The organism is Streptomyces wuyuanensis (assembly GCF_900103455.1).
GTDB lineage: Bacteria > Actinomycetota > Actinomycetes > Streptomycetales > Streptomycetaceae > Streptomyces > Streptomyces wuyuanensis.
In genome coordinates, this window is sequence record NZ_FNHI01000002.1 from 163648 (window position 1) to 178853 (window position 15206).

The 15206-nt window shown below is 70.0% G+C and carries 13 protein-coding genes and 1 pseudogene; 7 read left to right on the forward strand and 7 right to left on the reverse strand.

The features are described from left to right. The first annotated feature begins 30 nt into the window (after positions 1-30). Complete coding sequence (locus BLT82_RS03840; RefSeq protein WP_093652375.1) at positions 31-1866, forward strand: phosphoenolpyruvate carboxykinase (GTP); 1836 nt, start codon at positions 31-33, stop codon at positions 1864-1866. A gap of 819 nt (positions 1867-2685) precedes the next feature. On the opposite strand, the gene BLT82_RS37025 is transcribed toward BLT82_RS03840, so the two are convergent. Next, entirely contained in the window at positions 2686-2829 is a 144-nt protein-coding gene (locus BLT82_RS37025; RefSeq protein ID WP_167745951.1) for a hypothetical protein, read from the reverse strand. Between the two features lie 269 nt (positions 2830-3098). On the opposite strand from BLT82_RS37025, the gene BLT82_RS03850 reads away from it, so the two are divergent. Next, the gene (locus BLT82_RS03850; protein WP_167745952.1) at positions 3099-4811 is read left to right on the forward strand and encodes a tetratricopeptide repeat protein; all 1713 of its coding nucleotides are present in this window, start codon (positions 3099-3101) and stop codon (positions 4809-4811) included. Positions 4812-5119: 308 nt separating this feature from the next. On the opposite strand, the gene BLT82_RS03855 is transcribed toward BLT82_RS03850, so the two are convergent. Both BLT82_RS03855 and BLT82_RS03860 read right to left on the reverse strand, forming a co-directional pair. Continuing rightward, positions 5120-5506, reverse strand: coding sequence for an SCO4983 family protein (locus BLT82_RS03855; protein WP_093652377.1), 387 nt, complete (start codon positions 5504-5506; stop codon positions 5120-5122). A gap of 116 nt (positions 5507-5622) precedes the next feature. After that, positions 5623-6834, reverse strand: coding sequence for a pyridoxal phosphate-dependent aminotransferase (locus tag BLT82_RS03860; protein ID WP_093652378.1), 1212 nt, complete (start codon positions 6832-6834; stop codon positions 5623-5625). A gap of 144 nt (positions 6835-6978) precedes the next feature. Here BLT82_RS03860 and BLT82_RS03865 point away from each other — a divergent pair, with 144 nt between their 5' ends. After that, the gene (locus BLT82_RS03865; RefSeq protein ID WP_093652379.1) at positions 6979-7611 is read left to right on the forward strand and encodes an alpha-ketoglutarate-dependent dioxygenase AlkB; all 633 of its coding nucleotides are present in this window, start codon (positions 6979-6981) and stop codon (positions 7609-7611) included. A gap of 118 nt (positions 7612-7729) precedes the next feature. Here the strand turns inward: BLT82_RS03865 and BLT82_RS03870 are convergent, their stop codons facing one another. The 4 genes from BLT82_RS03870 to BLT82_RS03885 all read right to left on the reverse strand — a co-directional run bounded on the left by BLT82_RS03870 (position 7730) and on the right by BLT82_RS03885 (position 10654). Beyond that, positions 7730-8251 (reverse strand): hypothetical protein, encoded by a 522-nt coding sequence (locus BLT82_RS03870; protein WP_093652380.1) that lies wholly within the window; start codon positions 8249-8251, stop codon positions 7730-7732. Positions 8252-8523: 272 nt separating this feature from the next. Next, positions 8524-9882 (reverse strand): cytochrome P450, encoded by a 1359-nt coding sequence (locus BLT82_RS03875; RefSeq protein WP_093652381.1) that lies wholly within the window; start codon positions 9880-9882, stop codon positions 8524-8526. Beyond that, positions 9879-10124, reverse strand: coding sequence for a DUF397 domain-containing protein (locus BLT82_RS03880; protein WP_093652382.1), 246 nt, complete (start codon positions 10122-10124; stop codon positions 9879-9881). Before BLT82_RS03880 ends, BLT82_RS03875 begins: the two co-directional genes overlap by 4 nt. Continuing rightward, a complete protein-coding gene (locus BLT82_RS03885; protein ID WP_244291821.1) occupies positions 10121-10654 on the reverse strand; it encodes a DUF5753 domain-containing protein in 534 nt (177 codons plus the stop codon). Before BLT82_RS03885 ends, BLT82_RS03880 begins: the two co-directional genes overlap by 4 nt. A gap of 81 nt (positions 10655-10735) precedes the next feature. Here BLT82_RS03885 and BLT82_RS03890 point away from each other — a divergent pair, with 81 nt between their 5' ends. From BLT82_RS03890 to BLT82_RS03910, 4 genes and pseudogenes are all read left to right on the forward strand, one after another. After that, a complete protein-coding gene (locus BLT82_RS03890; RefSeq protein ID WP_093652383.1) occupies positions 10736-11389 on the forward strand; it encodes a hypothetical protein in 654 nt (217 codons plus the stop codon). Positions 11390-11452: 63 nt separating this feature from the next. Beyond that, complete coding sequence (gene mptB, locus BLT82_RS03895; RefSeq protein WP_404202847.1) at positions 11453-13060, forward strand: polyprenol phosphomannose-dependent alpha 1,6 mannosyltransferase MptB; 1608 nt, start codon at positions 11453-11455, stop codon at positions 13058-13060. A gap of 67 nt (positions 13061-13127) precedes the next feature. Further along, positions 13128-13517, forward strand: a pseudogene (locus BLT82_RS37725) (ALF repeat-containing protein); the annotation flags it as partial. Between the two features lie 184 nt (positions 13518-13701). Beyond that, positions 13702-15204 carry a polymorphic toxin-type HINT domain-containing protein gene (locus BLT82_RS03910; protein WP_093652384.1) on the forward strand — a complete coding sequence of 501 codons (1503 nt, stop codon included), beginning with the start codon at positions 13702-13704 and terminating at the stop codon, positions 15202-15204. Positions 15205-15206: the final 2 nt, after the last annotated feature.

Here is a 15206-nt window from a genome sequence, read left to right on the forward strand (position 1 = left end):
CAACCTCAAACCCTTCTTTTAGGAGCAATCGTGGCGCGCGACATCGCGGCTCCCGGCAACGTCCCCACCAACCACCAGGAACTCATCGCCTGGGTCGACGAGATCGCAGCTCTGACGCAGCCGGACAGGGTGGTCTGGTGCGACGGGTCCGAGGCCGAGTACGACCGCCTGGCCGAGGAACTCGTGGCCAGGGGCACGTTCAAGAAGCTGGACCCGATCAAGCGCCCGAACTCCTACTACGCCGCCTCCGACCCCACGGACGTGGCGCGCGTCGAGGACCGCACCTTCATCTGCTCCGAGAAGGAGGCGGACGCCGGCCCGACGAACCACTGGAAGGCCCCCGCCGAGATGCGGGACATCTTCTCCGGCGAGAAGGGCATCTTCCGCGGCTCGATGAAGGGCCGGACGATGTACGTCGTCCCCTTCTGCATGGGCCCCCTCGGCTCTCCGCTCTCCGCTCTGGGCGTCGAGATCACCGACTCCGCCTACGTCGCCGTCGCCATGCGCACCATGACCCGGATGGGCCAGGCCGTCCTCGACGAGCTCGGCTCCGACGGCTTCTTCGTGAAGGCCGTCCACACCCTGGGCGCACCGCTGGAGCCGGGCCAGGAGGACGTGCCGTGGCCGTGCAACTCCACGAAGTACATCTCGCACTTCCCCGAGTCCCGTGAGATCTGGTCCTACGGCTCGGGCTACGGCGGGAACGCCCTCCTCGGCAAGAAGTGCTACGCCCTGCGCATCGCGTCCGTCATGGCCCGCGACGAGGGCTGGCTCGCCGAGCACATGCTCATCCTCAAGCTGACCCCGCCGCAGGGCGAGTCGAAGTACGTCGCCGCCGCCTTCCCGTCCGCCTGCGGCAAGACGAACCTGGCCATGCTGGAGCCCACGATCTCCGGCTGGACCGTCGAGACGATCGGCGACGACATCGCCTGGATGCGGTTCGGCGAGGACGGCCGCCTCTACGCGATCAACCCCGAGGCGGGCTTCTTCGGCGTCGCGCCCGGCACCGGCGAGCACACCAACGCCAACGCCATGAAGACCCTGTGGGGCAACGCGGTCTTCACCAACGTCGCGCTCACCGACGACAACGACATCTGGTGGGAGGGCATGACGGAGGAGACTCCGGCCCACCTGACCGACTGGAAGGGCAACGACTGGACCCCGGAGTCCGGGGTCCCGGCCGCCCACCCGAACGCCCGCTTCACCGTCCCGGCCGCACAGTGCCCGATCATCGCGCCGGAGTGGGAGGACCCGAAGGGCGTGCCGATCTCGGCGATCCTCTTCGGCGGCCGCCGCGCCTCCGCCGTCCCGCTGGTGACGGAGTCCTTCGACTGGCAGCACGGTGTCTTCCTGGGCGCGAACGTCGCCTCCGAGAAGACCGCCGCCGCCGAGGGCAAGGTCGGCGAGCTGCGCCGCGACCCGTTCGCGATGCTGCCCTTCTGCGGTTACAACATGGGCGACTACATGGCCCACTGGATCAAGGTCGGGCAGGACGCCTCGGCACGGGGCGACGAGTCCAAGCTCCCGAAGATCTACTACGTGAACTGGTTCCGCAAGAACGACGCCGGCAAGTTCGTCTGGCCGGGCTTCGGCGAGAACAGCCGCGTGCTGAAGTGGATCGTGGAGCGCCTGGAGGGCAAGGCCGAGGGCGTCGAGACCCCGATCGGCATCCTCCCGACCCGGGAGTCCCTGGACACGGCCGGCCTGGAGCTGGCCGACGAGGACCTGGACTTCCTGCTCAAGGTCGACGCGGACGTCTGGCGCGAGGAGGCCGCGCTGGTCCCCGAGCACCTCAACACCTTCGGTGACCACACCCCGAAGGAGCTGTGGGACGAGTACCGCGCGCTGGTGGCCCGACTGGGCTGAACCCCCACTCGGAGCTGAGACCGGGGCCCGCACCGTACAACGGCGTACGGAGCGGGCTCCGGCCTTTCGTCTCGGAGTGGGGGAGCGGCGCCGGCCCGGTTCCACCGCCTGCGACGGCGGGCAGCCCTGCTTCCTGACGCTCTCCTGCTCGGTCTCCGCCATCGCCGGGACCAAGGCGAACAGCGGCTTGCGGCCCGGTGGGGTCGTAGATGACGGGCCGGGGCGCGGTGAGCATCTCCAGTACCGGGCCGTGGGCGGTGAGGTGGTCGGCGAGTGCGCTGAGCTCGGCAGCGTGGCGGCCGAGCCGCAAGCGGTGCCCGAAACCCCGGAGCACACCGCCGTACCGGACCCGGGTGCCAGGCGTTCCATTGAGGGGCCACGAAAGAGGTGACGGGGCCGCTCCGGGGCTCACCGCCTCGGACGAGGCTGTCGACGGCGGAGACCGGACACCGGATTTCGGTTGCCTTGGGCAAGCAAGGATGCAGGGGTTGGGCAGGCTTTTCGCGGCGCGGTTCGCCCCGGAGGTCGCGCCGCCGTCCCCCGGGGTCGGGAACCGCGGCCTCACCCTGCCGCTCGGTCCTCGCTGCGCTGTGATCACTGGCGCTTGCTGTCGCGGTTGTCCCTCAGGACAGGGGGTCCGGAGTCTGTTACTCCCGGACTGCCGCACTTCGGCGTTCCGCAGCTTGCCACACTGCCCCGCGTCCGGGGCCGTGTGGCAAGCTGCAGAGTCCGGGGCTGCGGGACGGTGGAGTCTGCTACTTCGAGTACTTCGAGCGGCCAAGAAGTGGTTCGGAGGTTCAATCGGTGCCAGTGGCTCGGTCACTTCATGAGCAGGTGCAGCACCGTGATCACGGCGATTCCGACCAGTAGGGCGACGCCGACGCCAGGGTGGAGGAAGGCGATGTAGGTGGCGCCGGCGCCGGCCAGCAGCAGCACAGTGGTTCGGGTGTCCAGCCCGTTCATCAGCGGCTCCTTGTCCGTGCCCCTTGGTCGGAGCGTGGTGTGGTGAGGAGACTGTGCTGCCTGACTGGATAGTTCAGGCCTGTCCAGGGTGTTGACGCAGGTAAGGTCCGGAAAAGGCGATGTTGTCCGGGGACAAGCGGGTGAGCGGGGCAGGGGTGACGGGACGCGGGCGCGGCGGCCGGCCGTGGGGGCCGATCCGGGCGGAGACCGAAGAGGCAAAGGAGCTTGCGTCGTTCCTGCGCGTGCAGGTCGATGTCAGCGGAAAGACCTTGAAGACGCTGGCAACGGAAATCCGTTTCAGCAAGACCAAGATCAGCGATGTGCTGGCCGGCAAGGTGCCCGACGAGAAGTTCGTGACCGCCCTGATCCGTGTCACGGTTCCGGAGCCACTGCTCCGTGAGCGGCGACTGGCCCAGGCCAAGCAGCTGTTGCGGGCGGCCAACCACCCCGCCCCACAGAAGCCGGCTACTCCAGCCCCCTCCTCGGCTGCGGAACTCGCAGAGTTACGCGCCCAGCTGGTCGAGGTCTACGACCGGCTGACCCGGTCCCTCGAGCAGCAGAACCAACTGAGGGAGACCGCCGGAAACTCCGCCAAGCTCGTCATGGTTCTCCTCACCATGATCAACAGGCTGGAGCGGCGGATCACCGACCTGACCGCCGAACGCGACCAACTCCGCACCACGCATGCCGACCCCCAGGTCCTGCGGCAGGCCCAGCAGCAGCTCACCCGCGCACGCGAACAAGAACAACGCGCCGAACAGGAACTCCAACGCGCTCAGGAGAAGCAGCGCCAGGCCGAAGTACTCGCCGCCCGAGTCCAGGCACGCGTCGACGAGCTCTCCGACGAACTCGACAGGCTCCGCGCCGGCACCACCGACACCCCTTACCCGGACGCGGCGATCGCCCGGCTCACGAACCCCGGCGCCGCTGCAGACCCGGTCGGGGACGACATCGAACAGGCCCTCGCCCGGGCATCCGAGGTCAACGACGAGGACGACCAGCTACTGCAGCGCATCACCGACGACCTCGATCAAGAACCCGATCGGGGAGAGGTTGTCCCGGACAGTCCGGCGGACAACCGGACACCCGGCACCTTCATCACGGACAAACCGTCCGAAGCGAGGGCCGCCGCGCGAGCCGCAGCCGAACGAGGCGACCACCGGGAAGTCATCCGGCTGGCCGGCGCCCTCTCCGACGCCTCCCCACACACCTGGGGCGGCGAGCATTCCGACAGGTTCGCCACCCGGTACGAGCTGGCTCAGCGGCAGGGGGAGGCGGGGGATGCGGCCGGGGCGAGGGACGCGCTGACCGAACTCTTGTACGACATGAAGCGGATGCTGGGCGAGGACCACCTCGACACCCTCCACACTTGGCGCGAGCTGGCCCAGTGGCGGGGGGAGGCGGGGGATGCGGCCGGGGCGAGGGACACGCTGGCCGAACTACTGCCGATCCAGATACGGCGTCTGAGTGAGGACCATCCCAACACCGTCCACACCCGGTACTGGCTGGCTCAGTGGCAGGGGGAGGCGGGGGATCCGGCCGCCGCGAGGGACGCACTGGCCGAACTGCTTGCGATCGAGATGGCGTCACCGATCAAGAACGATCGCTGGATCGTCGACATTCGGTTCCAGCTGGCCCAGTGGCAGGGCATCGCGGGGGATGCGGCCGGGGCGAGGGACGCACTGGCCAAGCTGATGCCGATGCAGATCTGGGTGAGGGGCAGAAACCATCAGAGCACCGTCCGCGTGCGGTTCCAGCTGGCCCGGTGGCGGGGGGTCGCGGGGGATGCGGCCGGGGCGAGGGACGCGCTGGTCAAGCTGCTGTCACACCTGACACGACGTCGAGGTGAGGGCCATCCCGACACCGTCCACACCCGGCACGAACTGGCCCACTGGGACAGGCTCGCTCAGCTCGCTCCCCCGTTGGAGGACACGCGTCACAACCGTTCGCTGTTCGACCGACTCCTGCGCATGATCGAGTAGTGGGGGGACACAGCCACTCGTGCTCCGTGACCGGCTCCCGGCAGCTGAGGCTTCGACGCGGCGGTCCGGAGTGTGTTGCTTCCGGACTACCGCACTTCGAAGTACCTGAACCCCGCACCGAGGCCAAATTGCCTGACGGCGCGCCGAGTACTTGTCACTTCGCGGCAGCTCCCGGGAGAACGGGGTCCTGGAGGCCGTGCCGGGCGCCCGCGGTCGCCGGCCCCGGCACGGCCTGGCGCGGAGAGAGGGCCCGCGGGAAAGCCGGTGGCGCCCGGTCCACGCGCCTCGTGGCACGTGGACCGGGGCCGTCAGGGGGCGCCGACCAGCTGCGTGCCGTGCAGCGCGGCGGTGTGCGCGTCCATCCGCTCGGCGGCGAGGATCGCGGCGGCGGTGTCGGCGCGCGAGGCGGCGACCACCAGGGCGCGCCCGGCGAGGGCCAGGGCGCGGCGGTGCAGGGCGGCCGGGTCGGCGCCGCCGAGTCCGGCATGACGGAGCGGCGCGGTGCCGCGCAGCCGGGTGATCTGCCCGGCGATGCGCTCGGCCTCGGTGTCGAGGCCGAGTTCGTGGGTGACGGCGAGGAGCGCGGCGAGATGCCCGGCGAGCTGGATGTCCAGCTCCTCCTCGCGGGTGCGGTGGGGGAAGTCGGACTCGCCGGCCATCGAGTGCACCGACTTGGAGCGGATCGGTTCGTACATGGGGACGGCCTCCTGCAGTAGCTCTGGAGCCATCCTAGCTTAGATCGCGTCTAAAGTTGAGTGCTGTCCGGAAGCTGGGCGTCCCGGTCCGCTCACGCTCCGGAACCCCGCCGCCGTCAGGGCTGGCTGTACCCGTCCAGGAAGTTCCCGATACGGGTGACCGCGTCCGCCAGATCCGTCGCGTTGGGCAGGGTGACGATCCGGAAGTGGTCCGGCTCGTGCCAGTTGAAGCCCGTCCCGTGGACGACCATGATTTTCTGGGCCCGGAGCAGGTCCAGGACCATCTGCCGGTCGTCCTTGATCTTGTAGACCTGCGGATCGAGCCGCGGAAACAGGTAGAGCGCCCCCTTCGGCTTCACGCACGTCACGCCCGGGATCTGCGTCAGCAGGTCGTACGCCGCGTCGCGCTGCTCCAGCAGTCGCCCGCCCGGCAGGACCAGGTCCTCGATCGACTGCCGCCCCTGGAGTGCGGCGGCCACCGCGTGCTGCGCCGGCATGTTGGCGCACAGGCGCATGTTCGCCAGGATCGTCAGGCCCTCGATGTACGAGGCGGCGTGCGCCTTGGGGCCGCAGACCGCGAGCCAGCCGCTGCGGTAGCCCGCGACCCGGTAGTTCTTCGACATCCCGTTGAACGTGAGGACCATCAGGTCCGGCGCGATCGCGGCCGTCGGGGTGTGTGTGGCGTCGTCGTAGAGGATCTTGTCGTAGATCTCGTCCGAGCACACCACCAGCCGGTGCCGGCGGGCGATGTCCGCGAGCTGCCGCAGCATCTCGTCGTCGTACACGGCGCCGGTGGGGTTGTTCGGATTGATGATCACGATCGCCTTCGTGCGATCGGTGATCTTCCGCTCGATGTCCGCGAGGTCCGGCATCCAGTCTGACTGCTCGTCGCACCGGTAGTGCACGGCCGTCCCGCCGGAGAGCGACACGGCGGCAGTCCAGAGCGGGTAGTCGGGTGCCGGGACCAGGACCTCGTCGCCGTCGTCGAGCAGTGCCTGCATCGACATCTGGATCAGCTCGGAGACGCCGTTGCCGAGGTAGATGTCCTCGACGGAGAGCGGGATGCCCTTGGTCTCGTAGTGGCTCATGATCGCGCGGCGGGCGCTCAGCAGGCCCTTCGCGTCGCCGTAGCCGTGGGCGTCCCCCACGTTCCGCAGTATGTCCTCGAGGATCGCCGGCGGGCACTCGAACCCGAAGGCGGCCGGGTTGCCGGTGTTCAGCTTGAGGATGCGGTGGCCTGCGGCCTCCAGTCGCATCGCCTCCTCGAGCACCGGTCCGCGGATCTCGTAACAGACGTTGGCGAGCTTGGTCGACTGGATCACCTGCATGACGCGAGCTTACGGGGCTGCCGCGGGACGCGCTCCGTGTTTTGGGCCACCCCCGCCGCCCGGCGGGGACGGACCGTCGGCGGGCCGGCGCGGGCCCGCCTCTTCGAATAGCTCACGTGTTCGGTTTCTGGGTACTCTGGACGCATGTCAGCAGTCCATCTCCAGGGGTCGCTCTTCGACCAGACCGACGAGATCCGCCTCGGCCCGCTGACGGACGTCCGCCGCACGGTGCTCGGCCAGGGCGCCTGGCTCGACGTACTGCCCGGCTGGCTCAGCGGCGCCGACGCGCTGTTCCAGGAGCTGGCCGACGGCGTCCCGTGGCGCGCCGAGCGACGCCGGATGTACGAGCGCGAGGTCGACGTGCCCCGGCTGCTCGCGTACTACCGCGAGGGCGAGGCGCTGCCGCATCCCGTCCTGGCCGAGGCCCGCGACGCGCTCGGCGTGCACTACGCGGCGGAACTCGGCGAACCCTTCGTGACGGCCGGCCTCTGCTACTACCGCGACGGCCACGACAGCGTCGCCTGGCACGGCGACCGCATCGGCCGGGGCTCCCGGGAGGACACGATGGTGGCCATCCTCTCCGTCGGCACCCCGCGCGATCTCGTGCTCCGGCCCGTGAACGGCCACGGCCCCACGGTCCGCAGGGCCCTCGGCCACGGCGACCTCGTCGTCATGGGCGGCTCCTGCCAGCGGACGTGGGAACACGCCGTGCCCAAGACCAGCCGGGCGGTGGGAGCCAGGATCAGCGTCCAGTTCCGGCCGCGCGGGGTGAACTGAGCGCTCGGGCGGGCGACACGGGATGGCGGAAGGGCCCGTCGCCAGGGACCGGATCCCGGCGGGCGACGGGCCCTTCCGTGCGTCCTCCGCTCCGGCCGGAGCCGGGTCGCAGGGGCGGTCAGACGGGAGTGTTCGGAATCTGGGAGAACCCGGGGGAACACGCGGTGGCGATGTTCGCCGAGTTCAGGGGCGTGGCGTCCGAGACCGTGCACTCGGCCTGGTAGATCTTCCCGCTGCCTGCCACCAGGGTGATGAAGAGCTGGCCGGGGTCTTCCTCGGTGACGGAGACGGCGGGGTCCTCGGTGCAGTCCGGAGCGCCGGCGACGAGTTCCAGCGGAATCCAGTCGCCGGGGCTCCTGCTGTCGTTGAGGTAGGCGTCCCCCCGGCGGTCGGTCGTGACGCGGAACACCGTTCCGAACAGATCACTTCCCGAGTAGTCGACGACGGTGGAACTGATGTCCCGTTCGGTGCGCTCGCACCGTCGCCCGTCCATGATGCCGATCCTGTCGATCAGGTCGTCGGCGCGGGTGATCGACACGGGCACGTCGTCCGCCGCTGCGGAGGGTGCGTTGACGAGTCCGGCGAGGACGATCCCGGTCGCCGCCGGAATGCTCCTTGCGGCCCAAGCAAGCTTCTTCATTCTGCCCTTCCTCTCGACGCGTGCGAGGTCCGGTCCGGAACGCGGGAGAGAGGGAGACGTCGGTGCACCTCCGGGCGGACGTACACCGGCGCGCCCTCCCCAGGACGGGGTTTCCTGGGGCGACACGCTTCCCGCACGATCCTCACGGCCTCGTCCGCCGTCGACTATCCACATCCGCGGCGGGACGGTTCCGGCGCCGCTCCGAGCCGTCACTCAGGTGCTCACGGCCCTGCCCCGAATGGGCCAGGGCCGTGCCGCGGCGGTGAGCAGGGTCAGACGCGTCGCAGCCGGCAGCGCGCCGGGCCCTTCGCCCGCAGGGTGATCGCCGCGTCGACGGGGACCCGCTGGTCCACCGCCTCCAGTTCGTAGTCACGCAGGATCATGGCCAGCGCGAGCACGGACTCCAGCATCGAGAAGTGCTGGCCGATGCAGGCGCGCGGCCCGCCGCCGAAGGGGAACCATGCGTAGCGCGGACGGTCCTTCTCCGTGCCCGGGGCGAAACGGTCCGGGTCGAAGCAGTCCGGGTCCTCCCAGTAGCGGGGATGCCGCTGCGTCACCCACGGCGCCACCACCACGTCCGCACCGGCCGGGATCGTGTGCCCGCCGACGACCGCGTCGGCGACCGCCCGGCGGCCGATGACCGGAGCGGCAGGGTAGAGCCGCATCGTCTCCTTCAGCACCTGAGTGAGGTACGGCAGCGCGTCGAGGTCGTACGCCTCGGGCGTGCGGCCGGCGAGGATGCTCACGGCCTCCGCGCGCGCCCGGGACTGCTGCTCCGGGTGCCGGGCGAGCAGATGGAGCGCGAACGCCAGCGACGTGGCCGTCGTCTCGTGTCCGGCGAGCAGGAACACCAGCACCTGGTCCCGGATCTCCGACGAGTCCAGGGCTCCGTCCTCGGAACTCTCCGCCCGGGCGAGCAGGCCGAGCAGGTCGTCCCCCTTCGCCGCGTCCCCCTCCGCACGGCGCTCCTCGATGATCCGGTCGCAGACCCCGTACAGCTCCTCCGTCGCGGACGCGGCCCGGCGGTTGTCCGGAGTGGGCCAGCTGCGGGGCGGGTTGACGGGGGAGTAGCCGCGCCGGAGCGTGTAGTCGCCGATGACCGGGAAGCACCGCTCCACGACCGGGACGGCGGCCTCGACATCCGTGCCGAACAGGATGCGGGCCACGGCGCGCAGCGCCAGCCGCGTCATCTCGTCGACGACGTCCACCGTGCTGCCGGGGGCCGTGGCCCAGCGGTCGAGGAGCCCGGCGGTCTCGTCGGTGACGGCGGAGGCGTATCCGTCCACGCGCCGGCGGGTGAACAGCGGCTGCACGAGCCGCCGTTGGCGCAGATAGTCGTCGTCCTGGCTGGTCAGCAGTCCGTTGCCGAAGGAATCCCGGACTTCCTGGTAGAAGGCGTTGTCCTTGCGGAAGTTGGCGGAGTCGGTCGCCAGCACCTGCTGGGCGCCCTCCGCCGAGAACACCGCGTACAGCTCCATCCGCAGCCCCGGAGGGCCTGCGGTGAAGCGGACGACGTCGCCGTGCGCCCGGCGGGCGGCGAGGTAGGTGCCGAGCGAGTCCCGCTTGAGGTCGAACATCGACCCCAGCAGGGGCAGACCGGCCGGGCCGGGCACGCGCGCGCTCGTCGTCATGCGGACACACCGCCGAGGAAGCGGGTCCACGCGTCACCGGCGACGGCGAAGCGCGGCCCGACCTCGCCCAGCTTGGAGTCGCGGATGTGGACGGTGCGGGGGCAGGCGGCCATCTCGACGCAGTCGCCTCCCTGGCTGTCACCGTGGCTGGACTTGCGCCATTCCAGGGCGACTTCGACGCGGTCGCCGCCGCCCTCGCTGTCGCTGTAGCTGGACTTGAACCACGTGAGTATGTCGCTCATAGCTCGGCGGCCACCTTTCTGATGAACTCGGCTGAGTCCTCGACACAGAGGGCGTGCCTGCGGATCATGTCATGGCGCTGGGACAGCTCACTGATCTTGGCGGGTTGGGCGTAGAGCGCACTGGTCGTCTGCCCTTCAGTGAAGGCGAAGTGCTCGTGGTCGGGAGTCTCCAGCAGAACCAGCGAACCCGCCAGCGCCAGGCCGCTGCATCGGCCCATGGGCAGGACCTGGATGGACACGTTCCGCAACTCAGACGCTTCGAGTGGCCGTTGCAGCCGGCGAATCACGGCTTCTCGTCCGCTCACCATGGTGCGCAACGACGCCTCGTGCAGCACGAAGCCGAACAGCGTGCTCGACCTGCGCGACAGCGCCTCCTGCCGCCGCAGCCTGGCCCCCACCCGCTCCTCCACGGTCTCGTCGTCCAGCGGCGGATGGCTCTCACCGATCAGCGCCCGTGGTTCGAGGTCGGCGACGGCGTGCGGGCCCGCCCCGGGTGTGCTGATCTGGAGGGAGTGGACGACACGCGTCACGACCCGGGCCCGCCTGAAGGCGGGCCCTGGCCCGCCGCGGTTCCGGCGACCGCGGACGACGGGCCGTGACAAGGAGGAGCCATGTCCGACCCGGCGAAGCGTTCCCGGCACCAGAGCGGCATGCGTGACGAGCGCTACGGCGAGGTCGTGCTGATCTCGCCGGACGAGACCGGCGGCCTCAAGGGCGCCGTCTACAACACCTACGGCCTCAACGACTGCCCCCTCGACAAATGGAACGCGCTGGACGCCGGCGCCCTGGCGGCGCAGTACGGTGTCCCCGCCGTCTTTCTGAACGGCCCCCGGTTCTGGACGATCGACGAGGTCACCACGTACAACTGGGGCGACGTCGAGAAGTTCGACGGCCTGGAGGCCCGCTGGGCCGCCGATGTCCGCATCCCGCCGGACGTCGACGTCGCCGCCGGTTCGGGCAAGAAGCACTACGTGACCACCACCGTGGACCGGGACACCGAGTACGTCCTCAAAGCCGGCAGGCCCGTGTACGCGCTGACCGACGCCGACGGCCGGACCTTCGTGCTGCAGGCTTACTCCCACACCGTGGACCCGGGCCAGACGATGGACTCCCTGGCCTCCCTCGGCGAGCGGCTGCGGCTGCCGGACGGCTGGCGGTTCCGCACCCACACCCCGGACGAGGACATGCACGTGACGACGGTGGACAAGAAGGCCACCGTCGTCCAGGACGAGCTGGAGAACACGTACATGCTCCACGCCCGCTGAGCGGTCGCGGACGGCGCTGTAGGCTCGGCATTCCTTGCGACCCGGCGCCGGCCGGCAGACCTGGTGGGGACGGACCTGCTGCTCATGTGGATGCGGAGTGCGGCCGGCGCGCGCCGGCTCGGGACGGCCGGAGCGCTGGCCGTCGCGGCGGGCGGCACCGCCGCCGGGGCGCTGCCCGTCCGCGAGCCCTGGGGGCTGTGGGACACCCACGGCACCACGGTGACCACGGCCGGTGCGGTCCTCGCCTACGCCGGGCTGACGCTGCTGGTGCTGGCCTGGTGGGCGTACGGCAGGCTGCTCGCCGGCGACGACGGCAAGGGGCCCGGTGCCCGGCACACCGTCGTCACCCTCGGCTGGTGGGCCGCGCCGCTCGTCCTCGCGCCGCCGCTCCACAGCGCCGACGTCTACAGCTACATCGCCCAAGGAGCGATGGTCCTCGAGGGCCACGACGTGTACGCGCACGGGCCGTCGGTGCTCGGCCCGGACTCGCTCGGTGCCGACGCGGCGGCGAGCGTCGGCGGCAACTGGACGGACACCCCGGCGCCTTACGGACCCGTGTTCCTGCTGCTGGCGAAGGCCGTGGTGTGGGTCACGGGCGGCACCGTCGTGCCCGCCGTGCTCGGGATGCGGCTGATCGCCGTCGCCGCGCTCGTCCTCACCGTGTGGGCGGTGCGCGGTCTGGCCGTCGAGTGCGGGGCGGACGAGCGCCGCGCGCTGTGGCTGGCCGTGCTCAACCCGCTCCTGCTGCTGCACGTCGTCGGCGGTGTCCACAACGACGGCCTGATGATCGCTCTCATGCTGACCGGGGTCCTGCTGGCGCTGCGCGGGAGACCGATCGCGGGCAGCGCGGTCGTCGCCCTCGCCGTGATGATCAAGTCCCCGGCGGCGCTCGCGCTCCTCTTCATCGGACTGATCGTGGTCCGACGGGGCGAAGGGCCTCTGGCGCGGCGCCTGGTGAGGGGCCTGCTCGGCCCCGGTCCGGTGGCCGCCGCGGTCGTGGTCGCGGCGTCGCTGCTCGGCGGCACCGGCTTCGGCTGGCTGCGCACGCAGAGCGTCGCCGGGGCCATCCACACGCCCCTGTCGCTCACCAGCGACCTCGGCCAGGTCGCCGGCCTCGCCGCCCGGGCCCTCACCGGCGCCGAACTCGCCACGGTGAAGGGCGCGGTGCAGACGCTCGGCCTCGCGATCGCGCTTACGGCGATCGCCTTCCTCGCCGTCCGGACGCTGCTCCCGTGGCGCGGCCGTAAGCCTCTCGACCCCGTGTACGGCCTGGGGTTGTCGCTGCTCGTGCTGGTGGCGCTCTCGCCCATGGTGCAGCCGTGGTACCTGCTCTGGGGCACGGCGGCCGTCGCCGCGACGGCCGCCGCCTGGGACTCCCCGGTCGTCCGGGTGCTGATGGCGCTCTCCGTCGGACTGGTCTACGAGACGGCCCCCTCGGGGCACACCCCGCCGTACGGCTTCGTGCTGGGGGTGATCGCCTGCGCGTCGGCGCTGGTCGCGCTGCGCCGGTGCGCAACGAGTCCGGCCCTCGCGGCTCCCGACGGAGCGATCGTCCTGTCAGGGTGCACCTCAACAGGACTTCGGTCCGTCCCGCCCGAACGAGGCGAACGGACCGAAGTCGCAGCGCAGGACCGCCTATCAACAGATCCCGTACGGAGCCGGCGCCCTTAGCAGACCGACATGCGGATAGGCCGCTGCCGACGCGCTGAGCGGTACGGACGCCGATGTACTGGAGTACCTGCGCAGCGGCTGGAAGAACGCGGCGCTTGAGGAGACGCGTGACAAGGTCCTCCAGCTCAGCACGGACAGCCCCTATCCGTCGGTCCGGGAGGGAGCCGCGGTAGCGCTCAGGGGCACCCTGGAGCAGATCGCCGCGTACTACGCCGACGGCCAGTACACCGTCGGCCACACCGACCTCGAAGTCGCCGTGTCCAAGGTCAACAACTTCGGCGGGATCAGCGTCAAGGACGCCTCCAAGATCGCCCTGAAGGACGGCAGCGGCAAGGCCCTGGCGGCCTTCATGGAGGTCGGCCAGTACTCCGCTCGCGTGACCGACGAAGAGGTCATCGCCTCCAAGCTCGTCAACAACGGTGGCGACGAGGTCAAGGCAGCGGCCAAGGCGGCCCTGGCAGGCCCCCCGAGCAAGCTCCACGAGTTCATCGCCGTCGGCCAGTACACCGCCGCGGTCAAGGACGACCTCACCGCCACCCACCGCGCCCAGATCGGACGGCTCCTCGACGAAGGCGAGATCATCGCCGCCAACGCACAGGCCAACCGCTGGCGCGCCGCCGAAGCCGCGGCCAAGGCCAACAATGCGCCACCGAAGCGGCCAACGCGGCCGGCGAAGCGAAGAAGTCCGTTACCGCGGCTCGGGGCTACGCAGCCGCGGCCAAGAAGTCCGCCGACGCAGCCGCCGCCAGCGCCGACCAGGCACGCGAGTCCGCCGCCACCGCACGAGGCGCCGCAGACGCCGCCAACCGCGACGCCACGCCGCCGAAGCCTCCGCCGCACAGGCCCAGTTCTCCGCCGAATACGCCCGCCAGTCCGCCAGAGAAGCCGGCGAAACCGCAGAGGAAGCCCGCTACTCCGCGATCGCCGCCGGCAAGAGCCAGGCAGAAGCCGACGCGGCCGCGAGCCAGGCATGGGCCGAAGTCAAGCGCAAGCGCGAGGCGGAAATCGCCGAAGCCAAGCGCCGGGCCGAAGAAGTCCGGAAGGCCGAAGAAGCCCGCAAAGAACCGGGTGCCTGCGGATACACCATGGTCGCCGGCTACGCCCACCCCAACCCGTGCGAAGAAAGCGACGCCTTCGGCCTCGACGACCTCGTATGGGAACTTGTGGGTGGCGCCGACATCGAGAAATGCGTCAAGAACCCCTCCTGGGGCGACTGCGCCATGGCAGTCGTCACCATCACCCCCCTCGGCAAACTCAAAATCATCAAGAAGGGGGCAGACGCCGTCGAGGACACCGCCAAGGGAACCCGACGAGGCAAGGAAGCAATTGAGTGCGCTAAGGAAGCTGTCCGGGACAGTTTCCCGGCGGGCACTCGAGTGCTGATGGGCGACGGCACCAGCCGCCCGATCGAACAGATCAGGGTCGGCGACCACGTCTTGGCCACCAACCCCGAAACAGGGGAAACCGGCTCGCATCGCGTCGACGCAACCATCTACACCCCCGACGACCGCGACTTCACCAGCATCACTGTCGACGAGGCCGACGGCGGCGGCTCCCTCACCGCGACCGGCCACCACCCCTTCTGGGCCGAGAATGACAAGAAGTGGAAGAACGCCGCCGACCTCACACCCGAGGACACCCTCCGCACCCCTGCTGGCGGCACAGCACAGATCAACGCCGTCCGGCACTGGACCGGACTCGCCCCCGCCTACAACCTCACCGTCAACAACCTCCACACGTACTATGTGCTGGCGGGCGAGACTCCGGTACTGGTTCACAATTCCAACCGCCCGCTGACTGGCGGCTTCAAGGCAGGTGTGACCCCTGACGAGATCACCGATATCAACCGTGGTTTCGGTGGTGAAACGCTGCTCAGTGGTTCACCGGCTAACACCTTGGCTAACGCCAGCCGCTACAACAGCTTCTGGGACAAGTCGGCCGTCGTAATTCGCGATATTGCCGGTAGCCACATGTTCAACAATGGAAACAAGCGCACTGCCCAAGCTGTCGTGGAAGAGCTGATGCGTCGGAACCGGGTCACGAGTGGCCCAACCTCTGCCGACCTTCGAAGCGTCATCGACAGAGTTGGCAAAGGTCAGCTGCACGACGTCAGCGACATCTCGGCAGCCTTGAGGGGTTACTGATG